We start from the raw sequence: 19,187 nt of genomic DNA on the forward strand, positions 1-19,187 counted from the left end.
TGTGCGCCGTTGATGTCTTGTGGGGGTTTTAGTGTTGCTATTACAGTTGGTCGGAATTTTTTAGTTGGGTATAGAGTTGCTATTTTTTAAATACCGAGACATTGAAGTCTCGGTATTTTCGAATATTCAAGTCCGGAAGCATTAGAATGCTTCCGGGGTTCGGTTATTCGTAAGACAACATGAAGTTGGCCGTGGCGGTGAACTCACCTGGGGTGACCGCTACATCCTTGGCTGTCGTGCCACGCAGGAAGGCGCCGAACGCCAGGGTGTTGTCGCCCACCAGCAGGTCACGGGCAACGGAAGCTTCACCCAGCTTGACCTGGGCCCCGGAGCCGTTGGTCAGGGCAATGCCGGCGCCCTTGGCCGAGCCGGCGATACCCAGCAGGGTGTTGTCGGTGAGGTCGGCGTCGCCACCGAAGGTGACCTTGACCTTCTTCATTTTGCTGATATCGCACTGACGAAGTTCGATGTTGAAGCTCTGAATGGAGGACTCGCCATTGTTGGCCAGTACTTTGTTGGATACTTCATCCATACGAACAGTTTGGTCCTTGCTCTTGGCATCCAGAGAGCAGGGGGCATCGATAATGCTACCGATGAAGTTTACTTTGCCGCTGCCACCGGCACTGCTGGTGGCAGGTGGAGTTACAGGATCGTCGACCGCATAAGCCGAGCCACTGCCGAGTACCAGTGCTGCGAAGATTGCCAGAGGCGCTTTCTTGAAGTTCATTTTTCATCCTTAATCGAAAACAGAGAAACCATGCGCTGTATAACAACATCCTTTAAATAGGTGGGGAGCGCATGGGTTTGATATTAAGGAGTTACTGAGTGACTTCTAAGAGGGCCGTGCCCACGGACGGGTAGGACCTTTCCTACAAGATAGTAAGTAGTTTGTGAGGCGTAACTTCAACGTCTCTGAATGTATCTGGATATGTTTTTAGAGGGGGCCAGTCGGTGCATTCAGACTACCGTTCCGGCAGGAGGGATGACTTGTGCTTGACCCTGGACCTGACTAATCTCGCAAAAAAATGCAAAAGCAGGCATTAACATGCAAGAACAGCATCATTACGCCGAACTCCCTTCGGTACGCCGGCAGAAAATTCTCTTGCTGCTGGAGCGCGACGGCAAGGTCATGGCCGCCGAACTGAGCCGGCATTTCGCGGTGTCCGAAGACACCATCCGCCGCGACCTGGCGGAGCTGGATGCCGCCGGCCTGGTGCAGCGGGTCCATGGTGGCGCGCTGCCGCGGCCCAAGGACAGCGGCAAGGACTATTTCACCCGGGTCGGCGAAACCAATGAGGCGAAACTGCGCCTGGCGCAATATGCCGTGCAATGGGTGCAGGACGGCCAGACGGTGCTGTTCGATTCCGGCTCCACCACCCTGCACATCGCCCAGTCGCTGCCGGCGGGCATCAGCCTTACCGCGGTCACCGCCTCGCCGATGATTGCCGTGGCCCTGGCCGAGTACCCCAAGGTCAGGGTGATTCTCGCCGGTGGCCAGCTCAACCCGGCAACCCTGTCCGCCAGCGGCCATGAAGCACTGCGCATGATCCAGGGAATCAAGGCCGACCTGATGTTCACCGGCGTCTGCGCGATCCACCCGGAGATCGGCATCAGCTCCCTGCATTTCGACGAGGTGCCGATCAAGCAGGCAATGTTCGACAGTGCCAGCGAGGTCATCGCCGTGACCACCGCCGACAAGCTCGGCGCCATGGAACCCTTCGTCGTGGTGCCATGCAACCGCTTGCACCGGCTGGTGACCGAGCAGGAGGCGCCGGGTGTGGACATCGAAGGTTATCGGCAGTTGGGGATCGAGGTGCTGCAGGTCTGATCCGGCAGCGACCCCCGTTCCGGCGGCGCTTGCAGTAGATGGGGCAGCGCCTCGCGGGGTTGAGCCGTTTTGAAACCCAGATGCAGCCGTTGCCGGGTCCGGTGCAATTGCATGGGTCAATTCCTGGATGGCGGCGGGGCCAGTGCCTGGCTCATCCACTGCGCCATCTGCCGCAAGCGGTCGCTGAAACCGGCGCCGGCGGGGGCCGTTGCCTCGGCGGCCTGGCGAAACACGTCGATGGTGCCTGCCATTTCCGGGTAGTGCTGCACAAACAGCCGCACGTGCTCATCCAGGCTCTGGGGCCAGCTCGGCTCCTGCTCCTGGCGCAGCAGGTTGGTGGCGCGAACGAGTTTGCGCGAGGCCTGCCGTTGCAGCCGGAGGACTTCGGGGGGCATCTGTTCGCGGTCGATGCGCTCGGCGTAGTCGTCCAGCACTGCGAGAAAGTCACCGTTCACCGCCAGGGCAATCTCCCGGCTGGGCCTGAAAGGTGCAAAGCGCGAGCGCAGGTCTTCGCCCCACAGGCAGCGGCAATGGTGCTTGAGCCAATAGCCCCAGCTGTCGAGGTTCCGCGTTTCCAGCACCTGGTTGAGGTCGCCGATATCGAAATCGATCTTCGACACCAGCGGGTGGCGCGCTTGCAGGGCCTGGCGCAGGTTTTCCAGATGCTGGCACGCGACCGGGTCGGCGGGATCTTGCAGGATCAGGCACAGGTCCAGGTCGGAAGCTCCAGGCCGGGCTGTGCCACGGGCGACGCTGCCGTACAGGTACAGGCTATGCAGCGGCGGGCTGGCGGGAGCGGTGAGGGCGGCGCACAGCTCGTCGAGCAGGGCTCGGTACTCGGGCTGCAGGGGTGGTTCGGCAGGAAGGGCGATCAAGCCGTCGGCATCGACGCCGAATGCGCTATCGGGTGACATGGGGTGGCCTGTAATGCGGGTTCAGCGGCCACCTTAGCAAAGTCTGCCCGGGCCGTTGGAGCGGCCCGGGCAGGGTTGGGTCCAGCCTCAGTTCTTGAAGGCCGAGTGCTTGCGGCCCTGGTCGAGGAAGGCGAACACCACCACCAGCACCGCGGCGACGGCGAGAATGATCACCACGCCGTCGGTGGAGTGGGTGGCCGAGGCCGTCACCAGGGACAGAGCGCCCAGCGGCGCCAGGCCACCGGCGATGGCGGTGCCGATCTCGCGCCCGGTGCCGAAGCCCGAAGAGCGGGTCGCGGTGGGGAACTGGCGGCTGAGGAAGGAGCCCTGTGGGGCGAACATCATCGGCGCCAGAATGCCGGTGCCGACGCCGATGGCGATGTAGATCATCAGGCTCTCACCGGTGTTGAGCAGGGCCAGGAAGGGGTAGGCGAACAGCACCGAGAACAGCCCGCCGAGGATCAGCACGGTCTTGCTGCTCCACTTGTCGCAGAGCCAGCCGAAGAACGGCACGGCGACGATGGCGATCAGGCTGGCGATGGTCACCGACAGCGAAGTGACGTGCACATCGACGTTCTTGTACTGGGTCAGGTAGGCCAGGGAGAAGGTCTTGAAGATGTAGCTCAGGGCGTTGTAGCCCACCGCCACGAAGAACACCACGGCCAGGCCCTTGAGGTCGTTCTTGAACAGCGCCTTGAGCGGCGAGGCCTTGGCTTTCTGGCTTTCCTTGCTCAGTTCCTTGAACTCCGGGGTTTCCGGAATGCTGTTGCGCACCCACAGGCCGACGGCCACCAGGACGATGCTGCAGACGAACGGAATGCGCCAGCCGCCGGCCAGCAGGAAGTCGTTGCCGTTGATGGTCAGCAGGTAGATGGTCAGCGACGACAGCAGCAGGCCCAGGTTCAGCCCCAGCGCCGGCCAGGCGCCCTGGCTGCCGCGCTTGCCCTCGCTGGCGTGTTCATAGGAGGTGACCGCCGCGCCGGACAGTTCGGCGCCGGCGCCCAGGCCCTGGATGATGCGGATTGCCACCAGCAGGATCGGCGCCCAGATGCCGATCGACGCGTAGCTGGGGATCAGGCCGATCAGCGCGGTGCACACGCCCATCAGGCAGAAGGTCAGCACCAGTACCTGCTTGCGGCCGAACTTGTCCCCCAGGTAGCCGAACAGGATGCCGCCGAAGGGGCGGGCGATAAAGCCGATGGCAAAGGTCGAGAAGGCCATGAGGGTGGCGCTTTTCGGGTTGCTGTTATCGAAGAAGATCTTCGAGAAGACGATGGCCGCCATGGTGGCGTAGAGGTAGAAGTCATACCACTCCAGCATCGAGCCGAAGATGGTGGCCGCCGCGACCTTGCGCAGGCGTTTCTTGGTTTGCTGTGGGGTTTCCGCTGCAGTACTGCTGGTTTCAACTGCGGTCATATCCGTACATCCTCATGAATCATTGTAGTTATTGTCGAGTTGACGCGAGCCTTGCGCGACGCGCCCTAAGGGGCGGCCAAGGGGTATTGCGGCGACACGCGGCCCGCTTGGCAGTGCCGGGGCACTGCGCTGCAAGGTGATGGCGCGGGGTGTTTCAGGCGGCCTGGAAAATCCGGTCGGCAATCATCGAGCCAATGGGAATCGCCGAGGTGGCGGCGGGCGAGGGCGCGTTGCACACATGCAACATGCGCGGGGTTTCGGCGAACAGGAAATCGTGCACCAGGCTGCCGTCGCGCATCACCGCCTGGGCGCGGATCCCCGCCTCATAAGGCAGCAGGTCTTCCACTTGCAGAGAAGGGCAGTACTTGCGGCACTGCTCCAGGTAGCCGGACTTGAACAGCGAGTTCTTCATCTCGGTGGTGCCGGAGCCGAGGTTCTGCCAGATGGTTTTCCAGAAACCGGGGAAGCTGGCGTACTGCGCCACGTCGCGCCAGTTGATGGAGAACTTCCTGTAGTTCTCCCGGCCCAGGCCCAGTACCGCGTTGGGGCCGACGGTAACGCTGCCGTCGATCATGCGGGTCAGGTGCACCCCGAGGAACGGCAGCTCCGGATCGGGGATCGGGTAGATCAAGTGATTGACGATGTTGTTCTTCGACGCCGGCAGACGGAAGTATTCGCCGCGGAAGGGGATGATCTGGTGGTCGATCTTCACCCCGGCCATCACCGCCAGGCGATCCGATTGCAGGCCGGCGCAGGCCACCAGCTTCTTCGCCTGCCAGCTGCCGCCGTGGCTGCTGACGGTGACGCTGTCGGCGCTTTCCTGGATCGCGGTGACGGTCTGGCTCAGGCAGATCTCGCCGCCCTCGCGGCGGATCACCCGGGCCATGGTGTCGCAGACTTCGCGGTAGTCGACGATGCCGGTGGCGTCGAGGAACAGCCCGCCAAGGCCGACGATATTCGGTTCGCGCTGGCGCAGTTGCTCGGCGTCCAGGCGCTCCACCTTCAGGCCGTTCTGTTGCGAGCGCTGGTACAGGGCCTCCATGCGCTGCACTTCCAGGGCATTGGACGCCACCAGCACCTTGCCGCAGACCTCGAACTTGATCCCGTGCTCGCTGCAGAACTGCTTGGTGGCCTCGGCGCCACGCTTGCACAGGTCGGCCTTGAGGCTGCCCGGGGCGTAGTAGATGCCGGCGTGGATCACCCCGCTGTTGTGCCCGGTCTGGTGCTTGGCCAGGACGTTTTCCTTTTCCAGGATGACCAGCGAAGCGCCGGGCTGGCGCTTGAGGATCTCCATCGCCGTAGCCAGGCCGACGATGCCGCCGCCGATGATGCAAAAGTCATAAATCATTGTTCTTAGGTACCTTGGATCCAATGCGTTTCGGTCTGGTTATCAGGTTGTCAGACTAACTAATCCGACAAAAAAACCGCAGGCCGTGGCATGCGGCTCGAAGCGTGAAGCTGGGGTCAATCGATAGTCGGCAGCTCCAGGCCCAGGCGCTTGGCCGAAGCCCGCAAGTGGGCGTCGGCGCAACCGGCGGCGGCCTGGCGGTCGCCAGCGGCAATCGCCTGGTACAGCGCCTGGTGTTCCTGGGTGGCATCGGCGGAACCGCCCACCATGCGCAGCGCCGAGTTCTCCCAGGCGGCCTTGCGGGCGCTGGTCAGCTGGCTGCGCAGAAAATCATGGAAGGCCACGAAATAGTCGTTCTTGCTGGCCTCGGCGATGGCCCGGTGGAACTCCACGTCGGCCAGCCCCGCGGCTTCGAAATCACTGCGCTTGTCGTGCATTTCCTGCAACGCGCCCTGCATCCGTTGCAGGTCGGCGGCGTCGCGGCGCTGGGCGGCGATCGACGCGGCCTGGGTTTCGATCCACAAACGCATCTCGAACATCTGCGCCAGGTCCGGCAGGCGGCCATCGCCCTGGGGGAAACGGAACACGGTGCCGGCGGGGGTCTTGGAAATGTACGAACCCAGGCCACGCCGGGCGATCAGTACGCCGTCGGCCTTGAGCTGGGCGATGGCCTCGCGAATCACCGAGCGGCTGACGTTCAACTGCTCGGCCAGTTGCTGCTCGGTCGGCAGGCGCGATTCGGGGGCCAGGCGGCCGGAGTCGATCTCGGTGCGGATCGCATTGACCACGCGCACAACGAGAGAGTCGGGTCGCTGGAGTTCAAGCATGGGTGGGTAAAACCTTGGTAGTCAGGTTGTCAGACAATAGCCGTTGGGAATTTTCGCTGTCAAGAAAAACCCACGCCAGGCAGGCGTAGGTGGGGTCCCACAAAGCCGCACTCAGGCCGTCAGGGGGCAGCTGAAAATCAGGTCGTCGAAGTCTTCGCCACCCATGCGGAAGGCCCCTTCGTCACGTTGCTGGAAGACGAAACCGCATCGCTCCAGAACCTGGCAGGACGCAGCATTGCCGTCGGTGACCGTGGCCACCAGGCGCTTGATCCCCAGGCTGTGGCGGGCGTACTGCATCAGCGTGCGCAGGGATTCCGTGGCCAGGCCCTTGCCTTGATGACCGGGGGCCAGCAGGTAGCCGACCTCGGCTTCGGCGCTGGGCCGGTCGCTGACTCGCAGGCCGGTGAAGCCCAGCTCCTCGCCGCTGTGGCGATCACGGATCACCAGGCACAGCCAGTGGTCGCAATCCATGTCCCAATGGGGCAGGCGCGAGGTGAAACGCTCCTCGATCTGCATGCGGGAGAGCGGATCGCAGACATAGCGCAGGTTTTCCGGGTCGCTGTGCAGGGCCAGGAACAGCTCCCAGTCATGGGCGTTCAGGGGGCGCAGGTTCAGGCGAGGGGTGTGCAGTTCCAGCATGGGGGCTCCCGATCCGTGGGCAGGAAAGATTTTGGGCACTTTACAGGAGAAAAGTCTGACCGCTGCGCTGCTTATTTCGCATAAGATCCCGGGCCTGGGTTTTCAGGGATAGGGCAGGTAAGCGTGAACTGGGACGATCTGCGGTTTTTCATTGCCGTCGCCAATGCCAGCAACATCACCGACGCCGGGCAGGCGCTGAAGGTGTCGGCCTCGACGGTCTCGCGCAAGATCCTGGTGCTGGAGCAGGCCTTGAGCAGCGTGCTGTTCCTCAAGACCACCCAGGGCTATTTCCTCACCGAAGCCGGCCAGGCCCTGCTGCCCATGGCGCTGGAGATCGAGGAGCGCTTGCGCCTGATGGAACGCCAGTTGTCCCGGCCAGGCGCGCGCATGGCCGGGGTGGTGCGCATCGAATGCCCGGAGTTGATGGGTAGCCACCTGATCATTCCCGCACTGGCGCAGTTTCGCTTGCAGCATCCGCAGATCAGCTTCGATTTCGTCAATGCGGCGCGCTCGGTCAAGCTCACCCAGAGCCACAGCGACCTGCTGCTGCGCCTGCAACGGCCGGAAGCCGGCAACTTCACCCTGCGCCGGGTCGGCGAGTTGACCCAGGCGCTGTTCTGTTCCCCAGGTTATGCCGCAGCCCATGGCTGCCCCGAGAAGCCTTCGGAGCTGCGCCAGCATTCGCTGATCGGCTGGAACCAGACCCTGGCCCACATGCCCCTGGCCCGCTGGCTGGACCAGCTCAGCGGTGATCAGCCGTTGTGGATGCGCACCGGCAACCTGGAGGCGCAGCTCAAGGCGGTGCAGGCGGGCCTGGGGATTGCCGCCTTGCCAGCCTATATCGCAGAACCCCTGGGCCTGCACCGGGTCTTGCCCCAGGCTCCGGCCCACCGCGCGGATATCTGGCTGCTGCGCAACCTGGCGACCCAGGGCCAGGAGCGAGTCGAGCGGGTGGCGGAATTTCTCTGCGATCTGCTGGCGCGCCAGGGCTTGCAGGGTGAGGCAAGGCCGGCTGACGCGCTAGGCGCCACGCAGCAATAGCCACCCGGCCACCGCCATCAGCAGCAAGCCGAACAGCGCATTCTGCGCCAGCAGCAGGCGCGGGCGGTCGCGCATCAGCCGCTGCAGGCTTGAGCCCAGGCTGGCCCACAGCAGGTGGCCGAACAGGTTCACCGCGATCAGCGCGGCGCTGAGCGCCAGCACCACGGCAGTGCCCGCATCGGCGCCCGGGCTGAAGGTGGAGAACATGACCAGCAGCATCACCAGACCCTGCACGTTGCCCAGTTGCAGCATCACGCCATCACGAAACTGCAGGGCTTCACTCTGCTCGCCAGGCTTGCGCAATGGCCGCAGCAGCAGGCGCAGGCCCAGCCAGAAAATGTACAGGCTGCCCGCTACCCGCAGGCCCCAGAGCAACCCTGGATACGCCGCCAGGCTGTGATACAGCCCCAGCCCCACCAGTAGCGCCAGGAGCAGGTAGGTCAGGTCCAGCCCGCAGATGAAGCGCAGGGAACGCCGCACGCCGCTGCGGGCGCCGGAGCTGGCCACCATCAGGTTGCCGGGGCCGGCGCTCAGGGCCATGGGCAGCATGGTGGACAGCCACAGCGGCCAGTTGATGTCGTGGATCGGGGGCACGGGCGGCTCCTGGAAGGCAGTGCGGATTGCACAGGCGCCAGCTTAAGGCGCCGCCATGCGTGGAGTTAGGGGCAGGAATGGAAAGCGGTTTTGCACCAGTGCGGTCCTATTCCTTGGGCAACCGCGCCAGTGCCTGCTCCAGTTCAAAGATCGCCTGTTCAACGGCGTCGCCTGCCTCCAGCAGAACCGAATAGGGCAATTGCTGTTCGGTACAGATCCGTTCCAGTTGTTCACAACAACTGATCAATCGGTTGGCGGTGACTACTCGGGCTGCGCCTTTTATTCGATGGGCCAGTTCAGACAAGCCCCGCGCATTTTTCTCTTCCACCAGTTGGATAAGGTCCTCAAGATCCTTGCGGTTGCTCACCAGCAATTCGTCGAGCAGATGGGTCATCAGGCTGGGATCGCCAACCGTCAGTTCAGCCAATGGCGTGAGGTCATACAGCACGTTCTGATCGAAGTCGGCGATGGGTTCGCGGTCGTTTTGCGGCAGGCAATCGATGTTGCGCTGACAGGTCCGGTAGATGCTGGTGATGCGTTCCGCCAGAACATCCAGGCCCACCGGCTTGATCAGGCATTCGTTCATCCCTGCCTGAATGCAGCGTTCCAGCTCTTCGGGTTGAGCGTCGGCGGTAAGGCCGACGATGACGCAGGGCGAATGCTGTTGCTCGTTCTCTTCCTGGCGAATCGCCCTGGCCAGTTCCGGGCCGCTGAGCAAGGGCATGTGGCAGTCGGTGAGCACCACATCGAACTCGCCCTTGCGCCACTTGTCCAGCGCGACCGAGCCGTTGTCGGCTTCCGTCACCTGGTGTCCGAGGAAGTTCATCTGCTGGCGCAGGATCTCCCGGTTGATGGCGTGGTCGTCCACCACCAGCACGTTCCACGCCTGGGCGGCTTCGGGCAGCAGCTTCATGTTGAGCGAATGAGGGGCCTCGACGGGTTCGAGGATATTGAGTTGCAGCTCGACCTGGACCTGGGTGCCTTGGCCCCGGGTGCTGGTCATGGTCAGGCGCCCCCCCATGAGTTCGCACAGCGAGCGGCTGATCAGCAGACCCAGGCCTGCCCCATCCTGGCCTTTGTGGACGCCATGAGTGGCCTGGGCAAATGGCTGGAAGAGCTTTTGCTGATCCTCGGTGGAGATGCCGATCCCGGAATCCTCGATCAGCAGGTGCAGATTCAGGCGGGCGGTCTCGACAATCTCGCCCCTGAGCTGGACCTTGACGCAGCCCTCGTCGGTGAACTTGATGGCATTGCTCAGCAGGTTGGACAACACCTGCTTGAAGCGCAGTGGATCGATCAGCACGTCGCAGTTGGTGCTGGAGTCGATATCCAGTTTCAGCTCCAGGCCTTTCTGCAGCGACAGGCCCTCGAAGACCAGCACCACCGACTCCATCAGTTCACGCAGGTTGGCTCGTTTCGGCGACAGGCTCAGGCGTCCGGACTCGATACGGGCGATATCGAGAATATCGCCGATCAGCCCCAGCAGGCTCTTGGCCGAGGAGTAGGCGATCTCGATACTGGCCTGGTCGAACTGGCCGCGCTCGCCGCGCTTGAGGACCAGCTCAAGGATGCCGATCACTGCATTCATCGGGGTGCGGATTTCATGGCTCATGGAGGCGAGAAAGGCGGTCTTGGTCCGGCTGGCTTCGTCGGCCAGGTCTTTCGCACTCTCCAGTTCATCCACCAGCCGGCGATGGTCGGTGAGGTCCAGCCAGCCACAGATCACGCCTTTGACCGCACCGGAGGGACCATGGAACGGCTGGACCCAGCGATCGATCCACAGCGTCTTGCCGCACAGCTCGATGCTCTGCGAGCTATTGATGATCTGGTCCTGCTCCATGGCTTCTAGATAGTTGTCGTGCAGGTCGGGGATCGACACGCCCGGGTCTTCAAGGAGCTGGGTGACGGTCTTGCCGATCACCTGCTGGCGCGTGAGGCCTGTGGCTTGCAGGTAACTGTCATTGCACGACAGCATGTGGCCGTTGCGATCCCGCACGTACACCGGGTGCGGCATGCCATCGGTCAGGGTCTGAACGAAGGTCAATTGCTCGCTCAACGCCTGTTCCGCCTCGAGCCGCTTGCTGATCTGCCGGCGCAGATGAAAGATCCAGCCCAGGGCCATCAGCAATAGCAGCAGGGCGCCAGTGACGACGATGGCGATGACGCCGCGGTAGTCGCGCCAGGTCTGTCCGCTCATCGAAGCGTTGGCCCGCCAGCGGTAGGAAATGGCATTCAGTTCGTCAGGCGGAATGCTCTGCAAGGCCTTGTCCAGGATCGACTGCAGTTCGGTATCGCTGCGGCGCATGGCGAAGTTGCCGGTGGCCTGGCCGTTATCGATGATGTTGGCGACGTGCAGCTTCTGGTCATACAGCCGCGCGACGTAATAGCGCGCACTGGTCAGGGCCAGGAGTGCGGCATCGGCCTTGCCGTCGTTGACCAGGCTCAGGGCATCGAGAGTGGTGGGGGCGGTGACGATATGGATCCGTGGAAATTCGCTGGCGCTTTTCTTGAGCAGCACATGCCCTTCGACCATGGCCAGCCGCTTGTCCTGCAAGCCGGTGAGGTCGGCGCTGGCGGCCCCGGCTCCTTCCTTGTTCACCAGGGCGAAAGCCGTGGTGCCGAAAGGGCGGCTGAAGCGCAGGAAATCTTCGCGATCGGGACTGGCCGTCAGGATCGTCAAGTCGGCACTCTTGTTTTTCAGGGCCGTCATGATGCTGGAGAAACTGCCCTGGCGTTGCACCTCGAATTGCAGGCCCGTACGCAGGGAAATCATCACCAGCAGGTCGGCGACAATACCGGTGAAGTTGCCCTCGGTGTTGTAGTAGGCGACGGGGGCCAGATCGTCATTGATCACCAGGCGCACGACAGGGTGGCGCGTGATCCAGCGATTTTCCTGAGGGGTCAGGGTCAGCTTGCCGTCGGCCAGCGCCACATCGCCCCCGGTCCAGCGCTTGATGATGAGCTGCTGGCGATCCTCGCCCAGCGTATCGATCACCCGGTCGATGATGCGATGCAGGCGCGGGTTGTCCTGATTCATGGCGAAGCTGAAGCCGGCCACATTCAGGTCGAGAAAGCGCTCGAAGCGCACTTCGCTGAAGTAGCTCTGATTGATCATGTCGAAGGCCGAAAGGTTATCGCCCAGGTACAGATCGGTCCTGCCGAAGGCCAGTGCCGCCATGGCTTCCATGTGGGAGTTCATCGAGATGATCTGCGCGGCAGGGAAGCGGGCCTGCAGTTCGGCCAGCCGCAGGTAGTCCCTGGGCATGGCGATCTTCAGCCCATGCAGGTCATCGGCAAAGATCCGTGTATCGCCCTGGCGCCGGAACAGCGCCGGCCGATCCCGCACATAGGGTTTGCTCAGTATCACCGCCGGGTTGTGATCCTCGAAACTGTTGGAGGTGCCTAGCAGGTCAATTTCTCCTGAGGCGAGGGCGGCCAGCCCGGTAGCCCTGTCGGGGACCGAGACGGCCTGCACCTGGATGTTCAGCAGCTTCCCGGCCAGCGCCAGGTAGTCTGCGGTGATGCCTTCGTAGTCCTGGTTGCTGTAGAGAATGTCATAGGGTGGAAAGCGCGACGCGGAGACGCCCAGGACCAGGCGATGCTTCTGTCGCAGCCAATGCCAGTCGGCGTCGTCAAGGACGATTTCGCTGGATGTTGGGGTCAACTGACTGTTGATGTTCAGGGAAGGGAGCGTGGAACTCTCAGCCCAGGCGAGGCCGCTCATCAACATGAGGCAGAGCGCCGGCAGCAGGTGCCTTGAGCGGGCAAAAAAAGACGAGATGGGCAAAATCGGAACTACCTGGTTGGAACGAAAGGCTTTAAGAACGCTAGCTCAAGCAGCAGGCAAATGCCCGGAGTGCAGGGGGGCCATCGGTGGTGCGCGGTGTGGCTTGCATTGTCTATCAACACGGATCAATGGGGCGTGAATTGCTGCACATTTTGATCCTGGCAGTAGGAGATGAAATGCTTGGCGGGCATCGGGCGGGCGAACAGAAACCCCTGGGCCAGGGCACAGCCCAGTTCATGTAATTGCTGTGACTGCGCGGGAGTCTCGACGCCTTCGACTACCAGGGACAGGCCAAGGGCCTGCGCCAGTGTGACGGCACTGCGGATGACGGCCCGGCTGCGGGGTTGAAAATCCAGTTTGCGCACGAACGAGGCATCCAGCTTGATCTGGCTGAAGGGGAATTCGCAGAGCCGCTCAAGCGAAGAGTAGCCGGCGCCAAAATCATCCATGGCCAAGCCGCAGCCCAGCAGTCGTAACCTGAGCAGGGTTTCCAGGCTGCTGGCCGGCGCCTGGATCAAACCGGACTCTGTCACTTCAAACAGCAAGCCGCTGGCGGGCAACTGGAACTGCTCCAGGGCCTGGCCGATGTGTTCCACCAGTTCTACCGAGGCCAGTTGCGAGACGTGCAGGTTGAAGGCCAGCTCCACGGGATGCCGCAGCTGGATCAACTGCCGTTGCAGGGCAATGCCCTGGCTGAGCAGAGCGCCGAAGAGCTGCCCGATCAAGTCGTTGGTTTCCATGGTGGACAGAAAGCGCGCGGGGGGCAGGATGCCTAGCTGCGGGTGGTTCCAGCGTGCCAGTACTTCGGCTCCGCGCAACTGGCCATTGGCCAAGTCCACCTTGGGTTGGTAATAGGCTTCGAATTCCCCATTGTTCAGGCCGCGCAAGATGTCTGAAACACTGGGTGTTCGGGGGGGCTCGGCAGCAACCTCCGAGGCCAGCGCCGGGCGACTGTAGCGCTGCAGCAGCGAGCGGGCGCGACCGAGGTTGAAGGGCTTGCCCAGGTCTCCGAGAAACTCCAGCCCCAGGGACTGGATCATCGACGCGGTCGCCTGGCGCAGTATCGGGTCCAGGTCGCTGCTGAGGATGACCGAGCGTAACAGGCCGCTCTGGCTGGCATGGTGCAGGAAGGTCAGGCCATCCATACCGCGCATGTGCAGGTCGCAGATCGCTACATCCACGCCACCCGCGGCTTTGAGCACCGCCAGTGCTTCATCGCCATCGGCGGCTTCACAGAGTGGGCCAATACCGGCCTTTCTTAACGCCGACACAGCGACCAGTCGCTGGAACGGTTGGTCTTCAAGGACCAGTACACTGATTTCGGGCATGGATGAGCGTCTGAGGAGTGATGACAAGGGCTATCTTCATCGACCTTTCCTGGCAAATCTTTCAGCTCGTTCCCTCCGTTTTGTGGGAAATTTCCTAGTGGAATCAAGAAAATCTTCGCATCTTACAATGTTCATCGTAATCAACTAAGAAGGGCGATTATTTTTAAAGGTGGTAAAAAATGTATACTTTACAACCCCTTGCATTTGCCTCTTAATAGGCGAGTTTAATTCCGGGCCTGAGGTTCTGTGAGGTGTGGCTTCACAACTTTCTAGTTGGAATTCTGGCGCCAGTCAGTATTGTTTTAAATTGCACTTTTATAATTTGTCAGTGATGTGAAATATGAAAAGAGTACTGATCGTCGATGATCATCCTGTTATTCGCTCCGCACTGAAAATTGCATTGGGCAGCCAAGGCCTGGATGTTGTCGGAGACACCGATAACGGGGTAGATGCCGTGAGCCTGATCAGAAGTCTTGAACCGGATGTGGTCATTCTCGACATCAGCATGCCGAAACAGGATGGCCTGGAGGTCATCAGTCGCATCCGGGCACTGGCACAGCCGGTATTGATCCTGATATTTACCTCGCTGCCAGTGGAGACCTATCTCAATCGCTGTATTGCAGTGGGTGCCAATGGTTTCGTCAGCAAAGAGCAAAGCATGCAGAGCCTGAGCAATGCCATCACGGCCTTGCTGGACGGTTACACCTATTTCCCCAATCGTTCCCTGAATGCTCCGAAAGCCAGCGATGGCTCGGCCAGTGATGCCGCGCGGATAAAGAAACTGACCGATAGAGAGATCCTGATCCTGCAGCAACTGGCCCTGGGTTATAGCAATAAGGCAATTGGCGACAAGATGTTGCTTAGTAATAAGACCATCAGTACTTATAAGACTCGGATCTTGAGAAAGATCAATGCCGACTCCTTTCTGGAGTTGGTGGACTTTGCCAAGCGCAACAACATCGTCAGTTAACCCAGCGTCCAGATCGTCACCCTGGATATCAGGCCGCGGAGTCTGCCGAGCGCCTGTCTCAATTGTAGGGGCCTGCCTGCACTGTTCCCTTCAGCGCAGCCTGTAGCCACTGCGAGAAACTGCGGGTCAGCGGGCTGCTTTCACTGTCGCGGTGAATCAGCCAGGCCCAGGTCGGGCCGCGCACGCTCTGTTCGCACAAAGGGCTCAGCAATTGGCTGACCAGGGCAAGGCCCACCGCCTGCTGGCCAGCCTGTATCCCGGGCGGCAGGTGATCCAGCTGGATATCGACGCTATCGCCGCAGGGGGCGGCGGCATTCACTGCGTGACCCATCAGCAGCCCGGGCTGTGAGGGGTTGGGAAAAGTGGTCTGTTACAGATGGCAGAATTGGCCTGATAAAATCCGCCACTCACGCACTAACCTGCGCACTCTTCAATAACCGGGGCTGATCCCGGTGTGGATGATCAAGAGGAGCGCGTAATGAGCGATCAACAACCTGCGGTGACGGTACGGGCGATTCAGCCTGGGGATTACCAGCAATGGCTGCCGCTGTGGCTGGCCTATCAGGATTTCTATCAGGTGACGCTGAGCGAAGAGGTCAGCCGCCGCACGTTCGAGCGTTTCCTCGATTCGCGGGAACCGATGTATTCGGCGGTGGCGGTGCAGGGCGATGAAGTCATCGGCTTCGTCAACCTGGTGTTGCACCGTTCGACCTGGGCCGTCGGCGACTTCTGCTATCTGGAAGACCTGTACGTGGCCCCGTCGATTCGCGGCAGCGGGGCGGGGAAACTGTTGATCGAGTGGGTGCAGGCCTTTGCCCGGCAACACCAGTGCGCTCGTTTGTACTGGCATACCCAGGAGAGCAACAAGCGGGCGCAACGGTTGTATGACTGGGTGGCGCACAAGCCGGGGGTGATCGAGTATCGGATGGAGTTGTAAGGGCCTGGCTGGATGCCCGTTGCTGCAGCAACGGCCACCCAGCCAGGATCAAGGCCTATGCCCCATGCCGAAATACCAGTGCCTTGAGCCCGCACTGCGGATCCGCATCCGGAAACTCCGGCGGGTTCTCCAGCCGCTGTTCAAAGCGCAACCCCGGCGCGGCTTCGGCCATCCCCTCCAGAAGAAAATCCACGCTAAACGCCGGATCATTCATGCACGCCAGTACGCAACCATCGGCCGTGAGCAACTCCGGCAGGCGCCGCAGCACCCGCGCATAGTCCTTGCCGAGGACAAAGCTGCCTTTCTGGAACGACGGCGGGTCGATGATCACCAGGTCATAGGGCCCGCCCTGCTTGACCTTGCTCCAGGACTTGAACAGGTCATGGCCGAGGAAGCTCACCCGGCTGGTGTCGTGGCCGTTGAGCCGGTGGTTGTCGCGGCCGCGGCTCAAGGCCGCCCGGGACATGTCGAGGTTGACCACCCGCTCGGCACCGCCGGCAATCGCCGCCACCGAGAAGCCGCAGGTATAGGCAAACAGGTTCAGGACATTCTTGCCCCGGGCATTGGCCCGCACCCAGTTGCGCCCGTAGCGCATGTCGAGGAACAGCCCGTTGTTCTGCTTGCTGCCCAGGTCCACCTGGTAGCGCAGGCCTTCCTCGGTGATGGTGCAACTGTCGATGGCCTCGCCCAGCAGCCACTCGCCACGGCTGTCGGGCAGGTAGCGGTGTTGCAGCATCAGGCTGCGGGCGCCGCTGGCCACCCATTGCGGGGTCGAGCCCAGGTCCGCCAGCAACTGCTGCAGGGCTTCGAGTTGCCCGGCTTCGGGTTCCTTGAACAAGGACACCAGCACTACCCCCTGCAGCCAGTCCACGGTCAGCTGTTCCAGCCCCGGCCAGCAGCGGCCGCGGCCATGGAACAGGCGCCGGGTTTCGCCGGGCGCGGCGGCCAGGGCGGTCAACAGGTGCTGGTTGAGGGTGGCGAGGGCGAGAGGGGTCATCAGCGGGGCCGGTCATTTTTTCGGGGCGGCATTTAACCACGGGCAGCAGCCCGCCTGCCAACCAGCAATTGCTGCTGGCTGGCGGCCGCCTGCTGTCGGGCCAGGGGCTTGTCGGCACGTGTTTCAACGCGGATCTGGACAGCGGTGGTGATGGCGGGCGACTGCACGCCAAGGGCGACGGGCTCGAACCGTGACGCACGTCGAGCAGGCTGCGCCCGTTCGCTCTTGCCCCTTGCCCCCGCTAGAGAATGGCGTTTGCCCATTTCTGGGTGCCGGCCAGGCGGCGCTTGACGCTGTCGATGCGCCATTGGCCGGCAACCCGCTTGACCACGAAGCGATGCTCGTAGCAAAGGGCCCGGGACGCCGGGTCGCGCACCAGCACTTCGGCCTGGGCGGGCTTGAGCAACTGGCAGCCCAGTAGCTCGTCGGCCTCGGCGTGGGTCGTGGGGTAACCATAGGAGGCTCGCGGATAGGCCCGCGGTCGCAGGGTACAAAAACGTTCGAGCAACTGTTGCGGTTCGGCCCAGAAGGCGGCGTCGAGCGCGTCGTGGCCCAGGGCATTGCCGCGCTGTTCCCAAGAGTACAAAGCCAGGGTATAGGCCCGCACCTGGGTGACCGGATCTGCGCTGCTGTCAGTGCCAGGCACCAGCGGCGGCCAGGGCAGGGAAGGGGCCGGTGCAGGCGCTGGCGGTGCCCCGGTACCGGCCTGCTCCAGCTGTTGCATGACCTGGGCATGGCCATTTTCTTCGGCCAGGGACCAGGCGTTGCGTTGCTGGAAATCCACGGGCGAGGGGTTGGCGCCGGCCTCGAGCAGCAAGGCCACCATTGCCTCGTGGCCAGCCTGGGCGGCGTTCATCAGGGCGGTGCGTTGCAGTTCGGGGCTGGCCTGTTCGAGCGCTGCGCCATGGGCGATCAGCAACTCGGCCAGGGCGGTGTCGCCGTGGCTGGCGGCCCAGGCCAGGGGGCTGTAGCCCAGGGCCTTGCACGGCTGCTGGACATTCGCGCCGCGCGCCAGCAGCAGCGCCACGGTCGGCCGGTGCCCGGCGATAGTGGCGGCCAGCAAGGCCGTGCGGCCGGTGCCCTTGTGCTGCCATTCAAGGTCCGCACCCGCATCCAGCAGGCGCTCGAGAGCAGCAAGGTCGCCGCGCGCGGCGGCTTTTTCCAGGAGATGGGACAAGGTCGGAAATCCGTTCGGTCAGGGGGCAGATGCCGCCGCATGGTAGCGCTCTGGGGCCAGGTTCTGCCACGCCCGGGCTACTCCACGCCCCGGTTCCGGCAGGCCGGGCGCGCCGGGCTGTACTGCGATACGCGACGCCGGCGTGGGCAGTGGGCTGTTTCGAGCGTCGCGGGTGGGGAGGGGAGGCTCATGGACGCCTTGCAGAGGCTTGCGTAGGATGGCGCGTTCGCGCTCTACGCCGTTGCAGCCAGCGCTGCAGCCTCCCTTGCCAACAGGAGTCCATGATGTTCAAGGCCATTGTGATCGACAAAGACACTGCAGGTTATCGCGCCCATCTGCGCGAGCTGGAGGAGGCGCAACTGCCTGAGGGCGATGTCACGGTCCGGGTGGCCTACAGCACCCTGAACTACAAGGACGGCCTGGCAATCACCGGCAAGAGCCCGGTGGTGCGGCAGTTTCCCATGGTCCCTGGTATCGACTTGGCAGGCACCGTCGAAGCCAGCAGCCATCCGCGCTTTCGCCCGGGTGAACAGGTGCTGCTCAATGGCTGGGGCGTGGGCGAGAGCCACTGGGGCGGGCTGGCGCAGAAGGCCCGGTTGCAGGGCGACTGGCTGATCCACCTGCCTGAAGCCTTCAGCGCGCGCCAGGCCATGGCCATCGGCACCGCCGGCTACACCGCCATGCTCTGCCTGATCGCCCTGGAGCGCAGCGGCCTGACCCCCGAACACGGCGAGGTGCTGGTCACCGGTGCCAGCGGCGGGGTCGGCAGTTTTGCCATCAGCCTGCTGTCGCGCCTGGGCTACTCGGTGATCGCCGCCACCGGGCGTCCGGAGGAGGCCGACTACCTCAAGGCGCTGGGCGCCAGCCGCATCATCGAGCGCGCCGAGCTGTCCCAGCCGGGGCGTCCGCTGGCCAAGGAACGCTGGGCGGCGGCCATTGACTCGGTGGGCAGCCATACGCTGGCCAACGTCTGTGCCGGCACCGCCGCCGATGGCCTGGTGGCCGCCTGCGGGTTGGCCCAGGGCATGGATTTCCCGGCCTCGGTGGCGCCCTTCATCCTGCGTGGGGTGAGCCTCTTGGGGATCAACAGCGTGACCCGTCCCTATCACGAGCGGGTGCATGCCTGGGAACGCCTGGCCGCCGAGGTGGACCTGCAGCACCTGCAGCGGATCACCCGCGAAGTGGGCCTGGAAGAGGCCCTGACCGTCGCCCACGAGTTGCTTGAAGGCAAGGTTCGCGGGCGGGTGGTGGTCGACGTCAACCACTGATATAAACCCCGGGCCGCGCTGTCGGAACGCCGTGCGCGGCCTGGGTTGCTGCATGTTTCAGGTCCGACGCGAGCCCCGTGCCACGGGGCTTCTTCGCGGCCCTTCGTCCTCTTGAT

At 62.9% G+C, this 19,187-nt stretch carries 16 protein-coding genes and 1 pseudogene; 6 read left to right on the plus strand and 11 right to left on the minus strand.

Annotated features, from left to right (window positions below):
• Positions 1-163: 163 nt before the first annotated feature.
• Entirely contained in the window at positions 164-727 is a 564-nt protein-coding gene (locus A9971_RS31900) for a fimbrial protein (RefSeq protein WP_183000446.1), read from the minus strand.
• 318 nt (positions 728-1,045) lie between these two features.
• Here A9971_RS31900 and A9971_RS31905 point away from each other — a divergent pair, with 318 nt between their 5' ends.
• Positions 1,046-1,828: a DeoR/GlpR family DNA-binding transcription regulator gene (locus tag A9971_RS31905; protein WP_183000447.1), complete on the plus strand. Its 783-nt coding sequence runs from the start codon at positions 1,046-1,048 to the stop codon at positions 1,826-1,828.
• A gap of 116 nt (positions 1,829-1,944) precedes the next feature.
• Here the strand turns inward: A9971_RS31905 and A9971_RS31910 are convergent, their stop codons facing one another.
• The 5 genes from A9971_RS31910 to A9971_RS31930 form a co-directional block, all read right to left on the minus strand.
• Positions 1,945-2,742, minus strand: a complete 798-nt coding sequence (locus A9971_RS31910; RefSeq protein ID WP_183000448.1) for a nucleotidyltransferase domain-containing protein — start codon at positions 2,740-2,742, stop codon at positions 1,945-1,947.
• An 87-nt stretch (positions 2,743-2,829) separates the two neighbouring features.
• Positions 2,830-4,158, minus strand: coding sequence for an MFS transporter (locus A9971_RS31915; RefSeq protein ID WP_015635186.1), 1,329 nt, complete (start codon positions 4,156-4,158; stop codon positions 2,830-2,832).
• A gap of 154 nt (positions 4,159-4,312) precedes the next feature.
• The gene (gene lhgO / locus A9971_RS31920) at positions 4,313-5,506 is read right to left on the minus strand and encodes an L-2-hydroxyglutarate oxidase (RefSeq protein WP_065363738.1); all 1,194 of its coding nucleotides are present in this window, start codon (positions 5,504-5,506) and stop codon (positions 4,313-4,315) included.
• A 116-nt stretch (positions 5,507-5,622) separates the two neighbouring features.
• Positions 5,623-6,333, minus strand: coding sequence for a FadR/GntR family transcriptional regulator (locus A9971_RS31925; RefSeq protein ID WP_011060731.1), 711 nt, complete (start codon positions 6,331-6,333; stop codon positions 5,623-5,625).
• A gap of 111 nt (positions 6,334-6,444) precedes the next feature.
• Positions 6,445-6,972: a GNAT family N-acetyltransferase gene (locus tag A9971_RS31930; RefSeq protein WP_183000449.1), complete on the minus strand. Its 528-nt coding sequence runs from the start codon at positions 6,970-6,972 to the stop codon at positions 6,445-6,447.
• Positions 6,973-7,095: 123 nt separating this feature from the next.
• On the opposite strand from A9971_RS31930, the gene A9971_RS31935 reads away from it, so the two are divergent.
• Complete coding sequence (locus tag A9971_RS31935; protein WP_183000450.1) at positions 7,096-8,013, plus strand: LysR family transcriptional regulator; 918 nt, start codon at positions 7,096-7,098, stop codon at positions 8,011-8,013.
• Here the strand turns inward: A9971_RS31935 and A9971_RS31940 are convergent.
• The 3 genes from A9971_RS31940 to A9971_RS31950 all read right to left on the minus strand — a co-directional run bounded on the left by A9971_RS31940 (position 7,993) and on the right by A9971_RS31950 (position 13,722).
• On the minus strand, positions 7,993-8,607 hold the full coding sequence (locus A9971_RS31940; protein ID WP_183000451.1) for a LysE family translocator: 615 nt from the start codon (positions 8,605-8,607) through the stop codon (positions 7,993-7,995). The genes A9971_RS31935 and A9971_RS31940 overlap by 21 nt on opposite strands.
• Before the next feature lie 106 nt (positions 8,608-8,713).
• A complete protein-coding gene (locus A9971_RS31945) occupies positions 8,714-12,271 on the minus strand; it encodes a transporter substrate-binding domain-containing protein (RefSeq protein WP_259656332.1) in 3,558 nt (1,185 codons plus the stop codon).
• Between the two features lie 248 nt (positions 12,272-12,519).
• A complete protein-coding gene (locus A9971_RS31950; protein ID WP_183000452.1) occupies positions 12,520-13,722 on the minus strand; it encodes an EAL domain-containing protein in 1,203 nt (400 codons plus the stop codon).
• Positions 13,723-14,062: 340 nt separating this feature from the next.
• Between A9971_RS31950 and A9971_RS31955 the strand changes: the two genes are divergently transcribed.
• The 3 genes and pseudogenes from A9971_RS31955 to A9971_RS31965 all read left to right on the plus strand — a co-directional run bounded on the left by A9971_RS31955 (position 14,063) and on the right by A9971_RS31965 (position 15,629).
• Complete coding sequence (locus A9971_RS31955; RefSeq protein ID WP_047336427.1) at positions 14,063-14,692, plus strand: response regulator transcription factor; 630 nt, start codon at positions 14,063-14,065, stop codon at positions 14,690-14,692.
• Between the two features lie 226 nt (positions 14,693-14,918).
• A pseudogene (locus A9971_RS31960) lies at positions 14,919-15,041 on the plus strand (agmatine deiminase family protein); the annotation flags it as partial.
• Between the two features lie 129 nt (positions 15,042-15,170).
• Complete coding sequence (locus A9971_RS31965) at positions 15,171-15,629, plus strand: GNAT family N-acetyltransferase (protein WP_011060736.1); 459 nt, start codon at positions 15,171-15,173, stop codon at positions 15,627-15,629.
• 55 nt (positions 15,630-15,684) lie between these two features.
• Here the strand turns inward: A9971_RS31965 and A9971_RS31970 are convergent, their stop codons facing one another.
• Together A9971_RS31970 and A9971_RS31975 are read right to left on the minus strand one after the other, a co-directional pair.
• Entirely contained in the window at positions 15,685-16,626 is a 942-nt protein-coding gene (locus A9971_RS31970) for a class I SAM-dependent methyltransferase (RefSeq protein WP_011060737.1), read from the minus strand.
• A 241-nt stretch (positions 16,627-16,867) separates the two neighbouring features.
• Positions 16,868-17,803, minus strand: a complete 936-nt coding sequence (locus A9971_RS31975) for an ankyrin repeat domain-containing protein (RefSeq protein WP_183000453.1) — start codon at positions 17,801-17,803, stop codon at positions 16,868-16,870.
• A gap of 284 nt (positions 17,804-18,087) precedes the next feature.
• On the opposite strand from A9971_RS31975, the gene A9971_RS31980 reads away from it, so the two are divergent.
• A complete protein-coding gene (locus tag A9971_RS31980) occupies positions 18,088-19,071 on the plus strand; it encodes an MDR family oxidoreductase (protein WP_123473186.1) in 984 nt (327 codons plus the stop codon).
• The last annotated feature ends 116 nt before the right edge of the window (positions 19,072-19,187 follow it).

The sequence above is a fragment of the Pseudomonas sp. UME65 genome, assembly GCF_014170225.1.
In the GTDB taxonomy this organism is placed as follows: domain Bacteria; phylum Pseudomonadota; class Gammaproteobacteria; order Pseudomonadales; family Pseudomonadaceae; genus Aquipseudomonas; species Aquipseudomonas protegens.